Annotated in this window: 15 protein-coding genes and 1 pseudogene; 7 read left to right on the forward strand and 9 right to left on the reverse strand. The window is 66.0% G+C overall.

Annotated features, from left to right (window positions below; translation table 11 throughout):
* Nucleotides 1-1257 (reverse strand): annotated as a pseudogene (locus NA11_RS46240) (hypothetical protein); the annotation flags it as partial.
* A gap of 395 nt (nt 1258-1652) precedes the next feature.
* Here NA11_RS46240 and NA11_RS42630 point away from each other — a divergent pair.
* Genes NA11_RS42630 through NA11_RS42640 form a run of 3 tightly spaced genes read left to right on the forward strand, consistent with a single transcriptional unit; the run spans nt 1653 to nt 4293 of the window.
* The gene (locus NA11_RS42630; RefSeq protein ID WP_069167816.1) at nt 1653-2048 is read left to right on the forward strand and encodes a hypothetical protein; all 396 of its coding nucleotides are present in this window, start codon (nt 1653-1655) and stop codon (nt 2046-2048) included.
* A 23-nt stretch (nt 2049-2071) separates the two neighbouring features.
* Complete coding sequence (locus NA11_RS42635; RefSeq protein WP_069167817.1) at nt 2072-2764, forward strand: response regulator transcription factor; 693 nt, start codon at nt 2072-2074, stop codon at nt 2762-2764.
* Nucleotides 2761-4293 carry a sensor histidine kinase gene (locus tag NA11_RS42640; protein WP_245746577.1) on the forward strand — a complete coding sequence of 511 codons (1533 nt, stop codon included), beginning with the start codon at nt 2761-2763 and terminating at the stop codon, nt 4291-4293. The genes NA11_RS42635 and NA11_RS42640 overlap by 4 nt, the downstream gene beginning before the upstream one ends.
* Here NA11_RS42640 and NA11_RS42645 read toward each other — a convergent pair.
* Nucleotides 4274-4858: a Uma2 family endonuclease gene (locus tag NA11_RS42645; RefSeq protein ID WP_069167827.1), complete on the reverse strand. Its 585-nt coding sequence runs from the start codon at nt 4856-4858 to the stop codon at nt 4274-4276. The genes NA11_RS42640 and NA11_RS42645 overlap by 20 nt on opposite strands.
* A 106-nt stretch (nt 4859-4964) precedes the next feature.
* Nucleotides 4965-6824, reverse strand: coding sequence for a translation elongation factor 4 (lepA, locus tag NA11_RS42650; RefSeq protein WP_069167818.1), 1860 nt, complete (start codon nt 6822-6824; stop codon nt 4965-4967).
* Between the two features lie 127 nt (nt 6825-6951).
* Between lepA and NA11_RS42655 the strand changes: the two genes are divergently transcribed.
* A complete protein-coding gene (locus NA11_RS42655) occupies nt 6952-7503 on the forward strand; it encodes a type II toxin-antitoxin system PemK/MazF family toxin (protein ID WP_069167819.1) in 552 nt (183 codons plus the stop codon).
* 54 nt (nt 7504-7557) lie between these two features.
* Here NA11_RS42655 and NA11_RS42660 read toward each other — a convergent pair whose 3' ends face one another.
* From NA11_RS42660 to NA11_RS42675, 4 genes are all read right to left on the reverse strand, one after another.
* The gene (locus NA11_RS42660) at nt 7558-8346 is read right to left on the reverse strand and encodes an aquaporin (RefSeq protein ID WP_069167820.1); all 789 of its coding nucleotides are present in this window, start codon (nt 8344-8346) and stop codon (nt 7558-7560) included.
* Nucleotides 8347-8433: 87 nt separating this feature from the next.
* Complete coding sequence (locus tag NA11_RS42665; protein ID WP_069167821.1) at nt 8434-9276, reverse strand: transglutaminase family protein; 843 nt, start codon at nt 9274-9276, stop codon at nt 8434-8436.
* Nucleotides 9277-9319: 43 nt separating this feature from the next.
* Nucleotides 9320-10291 carry an alpha-E domain-containing protein gene (locus NA11_RS42670; protein ID WP_069167828.1) on the reverse strand — a complete coding sequence of 324 codons (972 nt, stop codon included), beginning with the start codon at nt 10289-10291 and terminating at the stop codon, nt 9320-9322.
* The gene (locus tag NA11_RS42675; RefSeq protein WP_245746578.1) at nt 10291-11880 is read right to left on the reverse strand and encodes a circularly permuted type 2 ATP-grasp protein; all 1590 of its coding nucleotides are present in this window, start codon (nt 11878-11880) and stop codon (nt 10291-10293) included. Before NA11_RS42675 ends, NA11_RS42670 begins: the two co-directional genes overlap by 1 nt.
* 415 nt (nt 11881-12295) lie before the next feature.
* Here NA11_RS42675 and rpsT point away from each other — a divergent pair, with 415 nt between their 5' ends.
* Together rpsT and NA11_RS42685 are read left to right on the forward strand one after the other, a co-directional pair.
* Entirely contained in the window at nt 12296-12556 is a 261-nt protein-coding gene (gene rpsT / locus NA11_RS42680) for a 30S ribosomal protein S20 (RefSeq protein ID WP_069167823.1), read from the forward strand.
* 172 nt (nt 12557-12728) lie between these two features.
* Nucleotides 12729-12977, forward strand: coding sequence for a hypothetical protein (locus NA11_RS42685; protein WP_069167824.1), 249 nt, complete (start codon nt 12729-12731; stop codon nt 12975-12977).
* On the opposite strand, the gene NA11_RS42690 is transcribed toward NA11_RS42685, so the two are convergent.
* Nucleotides 12961-13695 carry a helix-turn-helix transcriptional regulator gene (locus NA11_RS42690; protein WP_218023495.1) on the reverse strand — a complete coding sequence of 245 codons (735 nt, stop codon included), beginning with the start codon at nt 13693-13695 and terminating at the stop codon, nt 12961-12963. The genes NA11_RS42685 and NA11_RS42690 overlap by 17 nt on opposite strands.
* A gap of 20 nt (nt 13696-13715) precedes the next feature.
* Between NA11_RS42690 and NA11_RS46485 the strand changes: the two genes are divergently transcribed.
* Nucleotides 13716-15446, forward strand: coding sequence for a recombinase family protein (locus NA11_RS46485; protein ID WP_084655584.1), 1731 nt, complete (start codon nt 13716-13718; stop codon nt 15444-15446).
* Nucleotides 15447-15454: 8 nt separating this feature from the next.
* Here NA11_RS46485 and NA11_RS42700 read toward each other — a convergent pair whose 3' ends face one another.
* On the reverse strand, nt 15455-15817 hold the full coding sequence (locus tag NA11_RS42700; RefSeq protein WP_069167826.1) for a hypothetical protein: 363 nt from the start codon (nt 15815-15817) through the stop codon (nt 15455-15457).
* Between the last annotated feature and the right edge of the window lie 389 nt (nt 15818-16206).

Below are 16206 nucleotides of genomic sequence, written 5' to 3' on the forward strand. Positions count from 1 at the left end.
GGCCGCCGCCGGGGCGGCCACGGCAGGCGCGGCCACCGCAGGCACCACCACGACGGGCGCGATCGGCGCGGGGGCAGCGAACGGCTGTGCCAGGGGCTGCGGTGCGGCGCTCGGCGCGGGCGCCTGATTGGTCTGGTGCGAGTGGCTCGTTGACGTCCCTGACGTCGTCAGGCCACTGGCCACTCCCGGGGTGCCGTGGCCCGGCATCGCCGCATCGGTCGCTGCCTGCGGGCCGTCGGACACGTCCAGGCTTCTGCGGAAGAAGTCGGTGAACTCGTCGAGCTGGTCGCCGAGTTGGTCGGAGTCGAACTCCCCGAAGGTGATGCCGATGAAGTCGTCGCTGACCGGGTCCGAGGTGACGCCGAAGAAGAAGCCATCGCCGATCGGCTTGTTCGTGATGCCGATGAACGGGCCGTCACCGTCGAACAGGCCGTCCTCGCCGAACGGACCATGACCGTCGAACGGACCATCACCGCCCAGCGGGCCGCCGCCGTCGAACAGGCCGTCACCACCGAACGGGCCGTCGCCGCCGAACGGACCATCGCCGCCGAACGGACCATCGCCCCTGAACAAGCCGTCACCGCCGAACAGGCCATCGCCTGCTGCCCGGGTGGAGTCCGTGCCGAGCAGGTCGAACGCACCGGAGTCCGGTCCGGTGAAGCCGTCGGTGTCCGGCTGGCCGAAGCCGTGCCCGGCCCGGCCGAGCCCGTGACCGGGCAGCCCGAAGCCTTGACCGCCTGGCTCGTCGAGAGCATAGGCGGACGCGGTGCCAGGATGATCGTCCGCGTCGAGGCCGTTGGGCGAGTTCGACAGCCGCATCCCGCTATCCGCGTCCGTGCCGGACAGGCCGAGCAGACCCGCGTCGGTGCCGTAGTACTCGCCCTCGAGGTCGGGCAGCTGCACCGGCCCCGAGGTGCCGGGGAGCGTGAAACCGGGGCCGCTGTGGGCGACAGGCAGGTTCGATGCGTGTGGCTGGTTCAGCGGTGTGGGTTCCACCACGAGTTCCGGGAAGGTGATGACCGGGGACGGCGCGTCCGGCTCCGGGTCGCTGTTGTGCGCCCAGCCCGCGTTCCAGCTGTCCAGCCGGGAACCAGGTGCGGCAGGAACACCGCCGCTGTTCGCGGCGATCAGCGCACCACCGGTGACGTAGGCGCCCGCGCGCGCGACTCGCGCGACACCGGTGGCGACCCGGTAGGCGGTGTCACCCGCGTGCTCGGCTGCCTCGGTGTTGTCATCGAAGGGCAGGTCACGCGTCATGAAAACTCCACTCTCGGGTACCAACAGCCCATCTTCACCATTCCCCACCACGCGTGAAGATCACCTAACAATATTTCGGGAAAACCCGACTGTCACATTCTCCAGGAGACTAGAGACTCCGTCGGCGGCGAGCAAGACAACCTTGCCATCCGGAAAATCAGAACGGAAGCCCTATTTCTAGGGCCCAACCGAACCGGTCGCAGCCACCGATCCGCACGTGACCAGGTTCAACACCACCACCCTCGCACGACGCGCAGCACCACCCATCACATTGACGTCAGCAATACCTCACAGATCTCTAACGAACGCTCAAGGAGCGGTGAAGATCGGCTCCCTACCGTCGATTTCGTCGGACCAACCCGGTCGGCTTCATCGATCTGAAGGAGACACCCCTCATGACCGCACTCATCGGACGCCACAGCGCTCGCATCGCGGCGGTGCTCAGCGGGACCGCCCTCACTGCCGCCGTGGTCGCAGGCTTGGCGGGTGCCGCATCGGCGCAGCCGCTGCCTGCCGCGCCGGATCACGGTCCGAGCATCCAGGTCGCCCCTGCCGTGCCCGCCCAGCCTGCCCGTCCCGCTCAGCCGGCGGTTCCCGGACAGCCTGCCCTCCCCCTCCCGACTGTTCCCGGCCAGCCGGTCATCTGCGCGCAAGCAGACGGGGACGGCACCGTGGTGATCACGACTCCCGAAGGCGACGGTCCGTGGGTGACGATCGAGCGTGAACTGCCTGCCGACGCCGTGCCCGCGACGCCGCTCGACGACTCGTGCGTCGTCGCCAGCGTTCGCTGACCGGCCGGGACTAGTGTTGATCCATGACCGGACACCGGATCTTGGTCGTGGACGACGAGGTTCGTGTGCTCGCGTCGTTGCGACGCGGGCTCGAGCTCTCCGATTTCGAAGTGGTCACCGCGGGCGACGGTGCCGAAGCGCTGGCCATGGTCCGTGCCACGACACCCGACGCGATGGTGTTGGACGTCAACATGCCGAACCTCGACGGTGAGGGCGTGGTCACCGCGCTGCGGGCGATGGGCAACGACATCCCGATCTGTGTGCTCAGCGCACGCAGCGCGGTGACCGACCGCATCGCCTGCCTCGAACGCGGCGCCGACGACTACCTCACCAAGCCCTTCGATCTCGGCGAACTGGTTGCCCGGCTGCGCGCGCTGTTGCGCCGCCGGGTGACCACCCCCGAACCGGCGAGCGCGTCCGTACGGGTCGGCCAGGTGCAGATCGATCTGGCCGGGCACCGGGTGCTGGCCGCGGGCCTGCCGGTCGAGCTCACCAAACGCGAATTCGAACTCCTCGCCATGCTCGCCGAGCATCCGGGGATCGTGCTCGGCCGCGAGCAGATCCTTTCCGCGGTATGGGGTTACGACTTCGCCACCGACACCAATGTGGTCGACGTCTTCGTCTCCTACTTGCGCCGCAAGATGGAGGCGACCGGTGCACCGCGGGTAGTGCACACCGTGCGCGGCGTCGGATTCGTCCTGCGGGAGCAGCCGTGAAACGTTCACCGTCCCTGCGGACTCGGGTAGCGCTGGTTTCCGGCGTGATCGCCGCGCTGGTCGCGCTCACTCTCACCATCACGTTCGCCGCGTTGCTGAACGCGAGCGGCGAGCGACAGCTGGACGAGACCGTCTCATCGATGGCGGTGCGGGTCGCGCCCGGCCTGAAAGATGTTCCTGGAGTGCCTGCGCCGGCCGCGCCGCCTGCGCCGCCGAACGTGGCGGGGGTGCCTGCGGACCAAGTGCCCGAGAGTCAAGGATCGCCAGGCCTGACGCCCCCACAAACCCCCACGGTCCAAGGATCTCCTGAGCTGGCACCCTCTGTTCAAGGATCTCCCGAGCCTGCGCCTGCGGTTCCAGGATCTCCAGACTTGATGCCGACGCAAACACCCGCAGCCCGCGGGACCACCGACCCACTACCCCCGCACGTGCCTGCGTACCGGGTGCCGACCGAGGGACCTGCGGTCGACTTGCCCGGATTACCATCGGAGACAATCCGTTTACCCAACGACACCGCACTTGCCCGGGTCGACGGCCTGCCCGGTGTGCTGGTGACGCTCGACCCCAACCGCGACGCCGTCGCCTCCGCCATTCATCGCAGCCAGCTGGTCGGCCTCGGCATCGGCGTGGCGGGCGCGCTGGTCGCCGCGCTGCTCGGCTGGTTCCTGGCGGGCTATGCCGCGCGTCCACTGCGCAAGCTGGCCACCGCCACCCACGGCATCGACACCCTGGAAAAGCTGCCGCCGCTGTCCGGCCGCGGCGCCAGGGAGGCCGAAGAGCTCTCCGACGCCATCACCCGCATGCTCACCAGGTTGGAGGCCGCACACCACGCCACCAACCGAGCACTGACCAGCGCCCGCGACTTCGCCGCCGTCTGCGCCCACGAGCTGCGCACCCCGCTCACCGCGCTGCGCACCGACCTACAAGTGTTGGCCACCAAGGAGATTCCCGCCGACCAGCGCGGCACCATCCTCAACGAGCTCCTCTTCGCCGAACAACAGATCGAGAACACCCTCACCGACCTGGAGCGCCTCGCCGTCGGCGAGCTCACCGAACCCGACGTCTTCGAACCCTTCGACCTGTGCGAAACCCTCGACCGCGCAGTACAAGACGCGCAACGCCGCCATCCCGCCGTGCAGATCGAGCTCACCGCCTGCGAACCCATCACCGTGACCGGCATCCCCGGCGGCCTCATGCTGATCGTCACCAACGCGGTCACCAACGCCGTCCAGCACGGCCACGCCGACACTGTCCACGTCACCGTCATCCCAACGCCGGACAACACAGTGGAAATCCTCATCGACGACGACGGCAAAGGCATCCCGGACGCCATGCGCCCCAAGGCCTTCGACCGCTTCGTCAAAGGCCCCGGCTCCCCCGGCTCCGGCCTCGGCCTGGCCCTCGTCCGCCAACAGGCCGAACTCCATTCCGGCACAGCAGAACTCGCCAGAAGCCCGATGGGTGGAACCCGCCTGCGAGTACTCATCGAAACTCGAGAAGGCCTAAGCCTCAGTCAGCGAAGTCTTTGAGTTCTTCCGTGTCAATGGTGATATCAATCGGCGCAGGTAACGTGATCTGACGTCCGATGGCGTAACCGTGCACATCTTTGTAGCCGTCACTGTCAGGCTGGGTGTAAACGACGACCTGACCCTGGTCACGATCGATCAGTAAGTAGATCGGAATGCCCGCCTGGGCGTAGGCAACAGGCTTGTCCACCCGATCACGCCTACTGGTATCAGAATCATGTGACGTCACCTCGACAGCCATCACAACCTCATCAGCCGACGCCCATTCACCTGCCCCGCGGAACGCACCTCGTGGGGCCAGAATGCCATCGGGACGTGCTCGCCCCTTTCGATACTGCCCGACGGCCAAGCCTTGCCCGGTGACATACAGGAACAGCTTCGGATTCAGCGGCATGAACAGCATCAGCAACCAGTTGAGAATCTCACTGTGGTCACCGTCGGGCATTCGTTTGACCCCCATTCGTCCGTCGATCAGCTCGAGCTGGACCCCTTCGAGTTCGCGGGCCGCCGCGCGTTCGATCGCCTCGAACTCCTCCGTGAGGAATGTGTCCTCTTGCACCGCAGTCATCGCCATCCTCCCTGGTTCAGCACCGCTCGCCGACGTATTCTGCCTCATAGCTCACCACCTATCAGGCATTATCTCTCGATTCGCCGACGCATGCCGGATCGACGCTCTACTTGCCCTTCGGCTTGTCCGAGGCGGCATCCGAGGACAGTGCAGCAACGAACGCTTCCTGCGGGACCTCGACGCGGCCGATGGTCTTCATCCGCTTCTTGCCTTCCTTCTGCTTCTCCAGCAGCTTGCGCTTGCGGCTGATGTCGCCGCCGTAGCACTTGGCGAGCACGTCCTTGCGGATAGCGCGGATGTTTTCGCGGGCAATGATTTTCGAGCCGATGGCGGCCTGGATGGGCACCTCGAACTGCTGGCGCGGGATGAGCTCGCGCAGCTTGGTGGTCATCTTGTGGCCGTAGGCCTGGGCGGCGTCCTTGTGCACGATGGCGGAGAACGCGTCGACCGCCTCACCCTGCAACAGGATGTCCACCTTGACCAGCTGCGCGGCCTGCTCGCCCGACTCTTCGTAATCAAGGCTGGCGTAGCCGCGGGTGCGCGACTTCAACGAGTCGAAGAAGTCGAAGATGATCTCGGCCATCGGCATGGTGTAGCGCAGCTCGACGCGGGTCTCCGACAGGTAGTCCATGCCGCCGAGTTCGCCGCGGCGCTGCTGGCACAGCTCCATGATCGAACCGATGAACTCGCTCGGCGAGATCACCGTGCACTTCACCACCGGCTCGAAGACGTTGCGCACCTTGCCTTCCGGCCAGTACGACGGGTTGGTGACGACATGCTCGCTGCCGTCCTCCATCTCCACCCGGTACACCACGTTCGGTGCGGTGGAGATCAGATCGAGGTCGAACTCGCGCTGCAAGCGCTCCCTGGTGATCTCCATGTGCAGCAGGCCGAGGAAGCCACAGCGGAAGCCGAAGCCGAGTGCCACCGAGGTTTCCGGCTCGTAGGTCAGCGCGGCATCGTTGAGCTGCAGCTTGTCCAGGGCGTCGCGCAGGTCGGGGTAGTCCGAGCCGTCCACCGGGTAGAGGCCGGAGTACACCATCGGGCGCGGTTCGCGGTAGCCGGTGAGCGGTTCGGTGGCGCCGTTGCGGGCGGCCGTCACCGTGTCACCGACCTTCGACTGGCGCACGTCCTTCACGCCGGTGATCAGGTAGCCGACCTCGCCGACGCCGAGACCCTGCGTCGGCTTGGGCTCCGGGGAGACGATGCCGACCTCGAGCAGTTCGTGCGTCGCGCCGGTGGACATCATCTTGATCTTCTCGCGCGGCACGATCCGGCCGTCCACCACGCGGACGTAGGTGACCACGCCGCGGTAGGTGTCGTAGACCGAGTCGAAGATCATCGCGCGGGCCGGCGCGTCGGAATCGCCGACGGGCGCGGGGACCGTCTTGATCACCTCGTTGAGCAGTTCCGGGACGCCGACCCCGGTCTTGCCCGAGACGCGAAGCACGTCGTCGGGCTCACAGCCGATGATGTGCGCGATCTCGCCCGCGTAGCGGTCCGGGTCGGCGGCGGGCAGGTCGATCTTGTTCAGCACCGGGATGATCGTCAGATCTTTGTCCAGCGCCAGATACAGGTTCGCCAGCGTCTGCGCCTCGATGCCCTGCGCCGCGTCGACAAGCAGCACCGCGCCCTCACACGCCTCCAGCGCGCGCGACACCTCGTAGGTGAAGTCGACGTGGCCGGGCGTATCGATCAGGTGCAGCACGTAATCGGTGCCGTCGACCTGCCACGGCAGGCGCACGTTCTGCGCCTTGATGGTGATACCGCGCTCGCGCTCGATATCCATTCGGTCCAAGTACTGGGCGCGCATCTGCCGTTCTTCGACCACACCGGTCAGCTGCAACATGCGATCGGCCAGCGTCGACTTGCCGTGATCGATGTGCGCGATGATGCAGAAGTTCCGGATCCGCGACGGATCGGTGAACGTCGTGTCGGCGAAGCTGGCGGGCACTCCACTCCTCATGGGTATCGGTAAGCTGCGGTCTATCGTCCCATGAGCTCTGCGAAGGTTCTGCCACTGGTGTGGCCAAGCGCGCCGTCGGCCGGTCAGCGCGGATGAGAAGACGGGCGTACGCCGTTATATTGCGATGATGGCCCGCAGTTGGAACTCTCTCGGCAAGCAGCTCGGACTTATCGCGAAGGAGCAGGGTCCCAAGATCGTCAGGCAGCAGGGACCGAAGTTGGTGGAGCGCCTGGTCGGCTCGCTCGCACAGCGCCGCACACACCAGGTCAAGGTCAGGCCCACCGCGTCGACGCCGGTGCCGACGGCCGAACGCGCTCGGCAGATCGTGTACTCACCGCACCTGGACGGGCGCGCCGATCCGGGTGAAATCGTCTGGACCTGGGTGCCTTACGAGGAAGATCCCAGCAACGGCAAGGATCGGCCGGTGCTGGTGGTCGGGCGCGACCGCAGGACACTGCTCGGCTTGATGCTGTCGTCGAAGACGGACCGGGCGCACGACCCGAACTGGGTCGGAATCGGCAGCGGCAGTTGGGATGCCGAAGGCAGGCCGAGCTGGGTTCGCTTGGACCGTGTCTTGGATGTGCCGGAGGACGGCATCCGGCGCGAGGGAGCGATCTTGCCGCGCAAGACTTTCGACCTGGTTGCGCACCGACTGTGCGCCGAATACGCCTGGCACTGAACAGAAACGAAACGCCGGGCCGCGGTGTGTCCGCGCCCCGGCGTCGTCGATGGATCAGGAGATCATGTTGCGGGAGCGGCCGAACAGCAGGCCGTAGAGCAGTGCGCCGAGCGCGCCGCCGATCAGGGGAAACAGGATGAAGGCCCAGACCTGGGACATCGCACCGTCTTGATACGGGGCGACGGCGAGGCTGCGGGCCGGGTTGACCGAGGTGTTGTCCACCGGGATCGAGATCAGGTGGATGACCGCGAGGGTCACGCCGATCGACAGGCCTGCCAGCGGCACGTCCGACAGCTGATCGGTCGAGGCGAGCACCACGAACACCAGCAGAGCAGTGAGCATCACCTCGATGATGATCATCGCGGCGATCCCGTACCCGTTCTCCACGACCGCCGGGCTGAGCGCGCCGATCGTGGCCGACGGACTGTGCGCACCCCATCCGTTCGCGCCGAGCCCGTTGACCGCCCGGTCATAGGACGGCAGGTTCTTCGCCAGCGCGAACAACACGAGCCCGCCGACGAATCCGCCGATCAGCTGCGCGATCACGTACCCGGCCGCGGTGACCGTCCCGATCCGACCGAGCAGCAGATGACCCACCGTCACCGCCGGATTGACGTGGCAGCCGGAGATCGGCCCGATCGCGTACACGAGGAACAACAGCGTGAGGCCGAAGGCAAGGGCAACGCCGAGCGCGCCGACCCGGTCCCCCGCCAGCACCGCCGTTCCGACGCCGCCGATCACCAGGATGAAGGTGCCGAGTGCCTCGGCACCCCATTTCTTGCTGTCGGGGATCAGCCGGAGTTCGGCTACCTCTTCGACTAGTTCTTGAGCCGTTGGAGCCATCTGTCCACCTTCCGCGTTCCAGGGAGTTGCCAGCCGTGGTACCTGCGAAAAAAGTGCCGTTCAAGATCAACGGAGTTGCTCAGGACGCTACGCCAGACGGGTGATCTCTACAACGACATCGAGGTCGGTCGAGCCACCTCCGGAAAAGATGCCCTTCAACGGCGGCACATCCGCGTAATCGCGGCCGACACCGACCGACACGTGTTGTTCGTTGATGGCGATGTTGTTGGTCGGGTCGTAGCCCCACCACATCCCGGTCCACGCCTCCACCCAGGCGTGCGATTGTCCCGCCACCGTCACGCCGGTCTCGGCGTCCGGATTCGGGTGCAGATAACCCGAGACGTAGCGGCTGGGAATTCCCATGCTGCGCAACAACACCAGGGTCAGGTGCGCGTAATCCTGGCAGACGCCTTGGCGATCGGCGAACGCCTGCACCGCCGAGGTGTGCACCGAGGTGGTGCCGCCGACATAGTCCATTTCCCGGTGCACCCATTCGGCAGCGCGGACAACGGCTTTCCCTGGCGGCAGACCTTTGGCCAGTTGCTTGGCGATGGTGCCCAGCTTGCGATCGGACGGCACATAGGCGGTCGGCGCGAGCATTTCGTCGAAGCGGTCGGCAATCTGCCCGGTGCGCAACCGATCCCAGTCCCATTCCTCGGCGGGCGCGGTGAACGGTTCGGTTTCCACCACCGATGAGCCGGTGACCTCCAATTCGGTATGCGGAGCGTGCAAGTCGAACGCGGTGACCGCGGTGCCCCAGTAGTCGGTGTAGCGATAGGACCGGGTGGACGGCGCGGTCTCGACGCGGTTGAGGATCACGTTCTGCCTGCTGTCGGCGCGCGGCGTCAGCCTCGCCTCGTTGAAGGACCGGGTGACCGGTGCGTCGTAGACATAGCCGGTGGTGTGCACCACCCGGATTCGCCAGCTCATGTCCGCACCTCGGCCGTGTTCGTTGTTCGCTCGCTGCGTGCCCTCATAGCTCCCCCTCCACCTGTACCTGGCCGTCGCGACTGCTGTGCAGATCGGTCCAGGCCACCCACGGCGCGGCGTGGAAGTACTGCAGCGCGATGGCCTCGCTGACCTCACGGCAGGTCTTCTGCAGCGAAAGCAGCCGATTCTGCAGGTCCTCCAACAGCACACCGGGCGGCAGGAATTCGAGCTCGCTGCGGGCACGACCGAGCAGGCGCTGCGCCTCGTGCCGCGCCCCGACACGGCTGCTCGGGCGCTGATCCAGTTCGGTGAGGCAGTTCTCCGCCACCCGCACCGAATGGAACACCGAACGCGGGAAAAGCCGGTCGAGCAGGATGAATTCGGCGACCAGGTTGGCGTCCAGTGCGCCGCGGTGGGTGCGCAGGTAGGTGTCGTGTGCACCCGCCGAGCGAAGCACGGTCACCCAGGCCGGCGAGGACGTCCGGTCACCCGCACGGGAAAGCAGAAGGCGCACAGTCATATCGACGCGTTCGATGGAGCGGCCGAGGAGCAGGAAGCGGTAGCCGTCGTCGCGGCTCAGGGTGGAGTCGGAGAGTCCGGCGAACATGGCGGCGCGGTCCTGCACGTAGTGGAAGAACTCGTGCGGGCCGAGGCTGCGGGCCGCCTTTTCCGCGACGGCGAGGCCGATGTAGGTGGCGTTCAAGCATTCCCACATCTCGCTCGAGGTGACTTCCCGTGCACCCCTGGCGTTTTCGCGTGCGTTGGCGATCGAGTCGGTAATCGAGCCGCCGTCGTGGGAGAAGGCGACCAGGTCGGTGACCGACCAGACATCGAGGATGCCGTCGGGTGGCTCGATGCCGAGCACTCGCAACAAGACTCGGGAGGTGCGGTCCGGGTCGACGGTCGCGTCCTCGAGCAGCTGGTGCACCGCGACGTCGAGGATGCGCGCGGTGTCGTCGGCGCGTTCGACGTATCGGCCGATCCAGTACAGGGATTCCGCGTTACGGGCCAGCATCAGCGCATCACCTGCCACTGCGATTGGCCGCCCGGTGACTGCCGCTGTGTCTGCCCGCCCATCGACTGGCGCTGCTCCTGCTGTTGTTGCTGCTGTTGCTGATTCGCCTGCGAGGCCGTCAGATCACGACCCACCTCGCGCGAATCCGATTGCGGCGGATCGCTGACCAGCTCGGCACCGGCCAGTTCCCGATCGGCCAGCGAGTCGCGCCCCGACAGCACCCAGGTGTCCTTGCTGCCGCCGCCCTGACTGGAATTGACCACCAGCGACCCCTCGGGCAGCGCCACCCTGGTGAGACCGCCGGGCAGCACCCAGACCTCCTCGCCGTCGTTGACCGCGAACGGCCGCAGATCGACGTGGCGCGGCACCAGCTCGTTGCCGATCTTCGTCGGCACCGTCGACAACTGCACCACCGGCTGAGCGACCCAACCACGCGGGTCCGCCTTGATCCGGCGCCGTGCCGCCTCCAGCTCCCGCGGCGTCGCGTCGGGTCCGATGACGATGCCGTAGCCGCCGGAACCCTCGACCGGTTTGATCACCAGCTCGGCGATCCGGTCGAGCACCTCGTCGCGCTCGTCGTCGAGCCAGCACCGGTAGGTGTCGACGTTCGGCAGCACCGGCTTCTCGTTGAGGTAGTACTCGATGATCGTCGGCACGTAGGCGTAGATCAGCTTGTCGTCGCCGACGCCGTTGCCGACCGCGCTGGAGATGACCACGTTGCCTGCCCGCGCCGCGTTCAGCAGGCCTGCGACGCCGAGCACCGAATCGGGCCGGAAGTGCATCGGATCGAGGAAGGTGTCGTCGATCCGGCGGTAGATCACGTCGACTTGCCGCTCGCCTGCCGTGGTTCGCATGTACACGACGTTGTCGCGGCAGAACAGGTCGCGCCCCTCGACCAGTTCCACGCCCATCTGCCTGGCCAGCAGCGAGTGCTCGAAGTACGCCGAGTTGTACACACCGGGGGTCAGCACCACCACCGTCGGGTCGGCCTCGTTCGGCGCGGCCGAGGCGCGCAGCGCGGCGAGCAGGTGGCCGGGGTAGTCGCCGACCGCGCGCACCCGGTGCGAGGAGAACAGGTCGGGGAAGACCCGCGCCATCGTGCGCCGGTTCTCCATGACGTAGGACACCCCGGACGGGGAGCGCAGATTGTCTTCCAGGACGCGGAAGTCGCCGCGCTCGTCCCGGATCAGGTCGATGCCTGCCACGTGGATGCGCACGCCGTTGGGCGGTACCAGGCCCGCGGCCTCGCGATGGAAGTGTTTGCACGAGGTGACCAGGCGTTTCGGGATCACCTCGTCCCGCAGGATGTTCTGCTCGCCGTAGACATCGGCGAGGAACAGCTCCAGCGCGATCACCCGCTGTTTGATGCCACGCTCCAATTTGGCCCATTCGGCGGCCGCGATCACCCGCGGCACCAGATCCAGCGGGAACGGTCGTTCCTGGCCGGAGAGGGAGAACGTGATGCCCTGATCGATGAAGGCGCGGTCCAGCGCGGCCGAGCGCGCGGCCAGGTCCGCGACATCGATCGGTGCGAGTGCGGCGAACAATCCCTTGTAGGGCTGCCGCACTCGGCCGGTGCCGTCGAACATCTCGTCGAAGGCGTCGGCGTAGCGGCCGGGTCGATAACCTTCGAATAGCCCGGAATGGGCGATTTTGCCGTTTCCGGCCGCCCGCCCGTTAGTACCAACCAGTCCGTTTTCGACCGATCGCGCCATGCGTGGCAGAGAGGCGGGAGTCATGCAAAAATCGTGCTACATGCAGCGGCAATGCAGTGTGTGACACAGGTAAATTTCTTGCATCACTCGGCCAGAAACCTGCGGCGATCCGGTCTTTGCACCGACCGGTCGGTGTCTTCCGCCCCGTCGGCCGGGCGTCGATTTCGTGCGCCGACCGGCGGCTGGTACCCTCGACTTTCGGCGTTGCGTGACCCGTTCACCCAGGTGCGACGCACGCGTAGAACTTTCCAGACAAACCACTCAGCGACAGGAACACGAGGAAACAGGCGTGGCCAACATCAAGTCCCAGTTGAAGCGGATCCGTACCAACGAGGAAGCGCGCAAGCGTAACCAGTCGGTCAAGTCCGCGCTGCGCACCGCGATCCGCAGCTTCCGGGAAGCCGCTGCGGCAGGCGACAAGGAAAAGGCCGCCGCGCAGCTTCAGTTCGCGAGCCGCAAGCTCGACAAGGCCGCCTCGAAGGGCGTCATCCACGCCAACCAGGCCGCCAACAAGAAGTCGGCCCTCGCGCTGGCTCTGAACAAGATCTGATTTTTTCGGTACCGACTTCCGGTACCGCAGGCACTGACGCAGCCGCCGTGGCCTCGACGACCACGGCGGCTTTTGTCGTGCCTATACCAGGCCACGCCGCCCCCGACTATTCATCTCCGGGGATTCGGGATCGGCCCACAGGCTGTCGGTGGTTCCAGCTACCATTCGGCGCATGGTTACCGTGTACGCCAATCAGACCGTGGTCCGCGGCGAGGATCTGCCGGATGTCATCCGCGCAGCCGAGGTGCTGGGGATCGGAGTGAAGATCGAGAACGTGATGGTTCCCATCGACGATGAGGGCAACTACTCGCTGGAGTGGGTCGTCACGCGGGACGACGAAGTCCCTGTCTACGACGACTGGGACGGCAAGTACGACGAAGCAGACGAGGAAGAAGAGCTAGTGCTCAGCTCGGTGGAATGACCTCCACCGAGGGCGCTGGATCGGCCGCCAGCCGGTCCAGCGCCGTCTGGGAATCCCGATCTGCGGCGCGATAGATGATGATGCGCTGATCGGGATCCTGGACCGGCATCAACGCCTCGTAATTGACAACCAGCCGACCGACGACCGGGTGCCGCAGCGGTTTGGCGCCGCGGCCCTGGACCTTGACGTCGTGTCTGGCCCACGCTTGTGCGAACTCGGTGCTGTGCGCACTGAACTCCGCGATCAGGTCGGCAAGGACTTGATCATCGGGATGCGCCGCCCACGCGGCACGCAGATCGGCGATGCCCTCGCTGATGGTGCGCTCCCGCTCCACGTAGAAATCCCGCAGGCTCGGCTCCATCAGGCAGATCCACATGGAGTTGCGCTGCCGCGGCGGCAGCGACTCGAAATCGATCACCAGCCGCGCCATCTCCCGATTCCACGCCAGGACGTCGTAGCGGTGATTGATCACCATCGCCGGTAGCGGCGCGAGATCGTCCATCAGCATGGTCAGCGCGGGCGCCGGCTCCGTGCTCGGCTTTCCCGCGTGCGGCTGCCGCTGCTTGGCCAGATCGAACAGATAGGCGCGCTCGTCGGTGTCCAACCGCAGCGCCCGCGACAAGGCCTCCAGCACGTCCACCGAGGGGCGCAGACCACGCCCCTGCTCCAACCGGACGATGTAGTCGGTGCTGACCCCAGCGAGATAGTAGCTATACACTACGTCCTTATCCTGGGGTTATGACGCGAACGAAGCTCCTTACCGATCCTGGCTGGTTGGCGGAAATCAATGCGGCCCTTGCTGTTTCGGTTGCCGGTATCGATCCTTCCGAGTGGGTGTACGGCTATGTGCGGATCTCGCGGGATGAGAAGGACCGTGCCGAGGGCGTGCAGTTGCAGGCCAAGAGCCAGGTTGCTTACGCCGAGCGCAAGGGGTTGGCGTTGGCGCGGATCTTGTGTGACAACGATCTGTCGGGTGCGGACGCGGATCGGCCGGGGTTGCGTGAGTTGCTGCGGTTGGTGACGGCGGGTCCGTCGAAGGCCACGCTGGCTCGTGATGTGGCGCGGTTGACCCGTGATTACGACCTGGGCAACGAGTTGATGAAACTCGGCCGCGACGAGGACGTGCGGTATTTGTTCGTCAAGGACAGCGACTACGACCTCACCACGGGTGCGGGGCGGAAGAATTTCATGGTGAAGGTGGCCGAGGCTGCCGAGTACCGCGAGGTGAACACCGAAAATCTGCTCGACCGGATGAGCGAGGAAGCCGCCAAGGGGGTGATGCAGGGTGGTTTGCGCCGGTTCGGTTACGGGCGCGTGGTCGGAGTGCATCCGCTGACCGGGGCTGATGTGTTGGACCGCAGCGAGTTGCGTGATTCCGAGGTCGCGATCCTGCACGAGGGACGCGACCGGGTGATCAACGGCGAATCGCAGACAACGATCGTCACCGATTGGAACCGTCGCGGGATCACCAGGACCGGGGGTGGGTTGTGGCGGGTGGGCGATCTGGCTGACCAATTGTTGTTGGAGGCGTATGTGGCCTATGACCTGGGTGAGCACACCGACGCTCACGGCCGACGCTGCGAGTGCTTGAAGAATCCGGAAGGCAATGGCATTCGTGTGCACGCGCGCACCGGTACCCGCCACCGCGCCCAGTGGCCCGCGATCTTCACCCGCGCCGAGCATGACGCGATGCGGGCCGGTTTGCGGTCTCACCGCCGTGGCATCGACAAGGACCGCCCCCGCCAGCGCAACGGGGAATACTGGCTGACGGGGTTGGTCGAGTGCGGCGGGACCTGGGCCGAGACCACCGAGCGCGCGGGTGAGTACTGCGGTTCGTGGATGGTCGGTTCGACTCTCGAGCGCAAGCGCAAGAACGGCAGCAAGGCGATCCAGCGCCGCTATGGCTGCAAGCAGAAGAACGCGGCGCGGCAGGTGTGCGGGTGCGGGCGGGTGTATCGGGACGCGGGCGCGCTGGAAACCTATGTCGCACAGGCGGTGATCGCGGTGTATGAGGACCCGAAGATCATCGCCCGGTTGGATCGCGGCAACGACAACGCCGAACGCATCGCGGGGCTTCAGAAACGGATCGAGGTCACTGCGGGCAATCTCGACGCCGAGACCGACCAGCGCGCCGCCGTTCTGTCCGGTGCCGGGGACGAGGACGACTTGCGCGTGATCGAACGCACTATAGCTAACCTGAAGCAAACGTTGAAAGAACTTCGCGCCGAACAGAATTCGCTGCGCAGCGCGCAAGCGCTCGCAGTGTTGGCCGACATCGGCAAAAACGGCGAGCTGCGCAAGGCCTGGAAGCACAAGGGGGCGCGGTGGCAGCACGAGGCAGCCGCACGCCTTATCGAGAAGGTGATCGTGCGGTCCGCCCGTGTCTACGCCGCCTCGTGGGTCGATCAGACCGGCAAGAAGTGGCGTTTCGACAAATCCTCGGTCGAGATCTTGTGGCGGGATCTCTGAGAGCCACGTCAGCGGTCCCCGCGCCCGCTGTCGCGGTCGAGGGTGTCGAGCGCGTGGCGCAGGAACAGCGCCAGTGATTCGATCACGTGCGGGTCGTTGATGTAGGGCGTGAGCCCTTGCCGTGCACGGCTTTCGGCGACCATCCGGCGCGTGGCCTCACTCGTGGGACCGATCAGCGCCAGCCCTTGGCCGGGAGTGCCCTCACGCGCACCAGGCCGCTGGGTCGCTTGCTTCCCGCTGTCGGTGGTTGGCCCGTTCTCGGTTGCCGAGGCGTCGCGGTCATCGGCCGGGGTGGCGGGCGTGATGCCCGCACCGTCCTGTTTGCTCGAACACGCGACAGCGGATGCGCGAGTTTTCCTGCTGGGGGACATGGTTGTTCAACTCCTAACCTGCACCCCTGCTGGTCGTCTCGCCTGGTTCTCCTATTCTCCAGTATGCATGTCGATCAACAGTGCCCAGCTCGAGCGCCCAGGCTCCCGTTTGTCGCGCGGGCAGCGCGCGCCGCTCAGCATGCGCCGGTTCCACCGGGACTCACCTCACCACCCAGCCGACGAGCCCACCACCCACACTTCGCCGCTACCCACTCCCGCACTCCACTCACCCGCACCCGCTCTATGCCTCACTCACGCACCCATTCTCACCCACCACTCCTATACCCCACCCTCGTATACCCTCACCATTCAATGCTCAGACATCTTGCATCTCGGGGTGATGTCGCCTCGAAAATCGTTGCTTTCGGATATCTTTAAAGGTTGCTTGC

The sequence above is a fragment of the Nocardia altamirensis NBRC 108246 genome, from assembly GCF_001612685.1.
Classification (GTDB): domain Bacteria; phylum Actinomycetota; class Actinomycetes; order Mycobacteriales; family Mycobacteriaceae; genus Nocardia; species Nocardia altamirensis.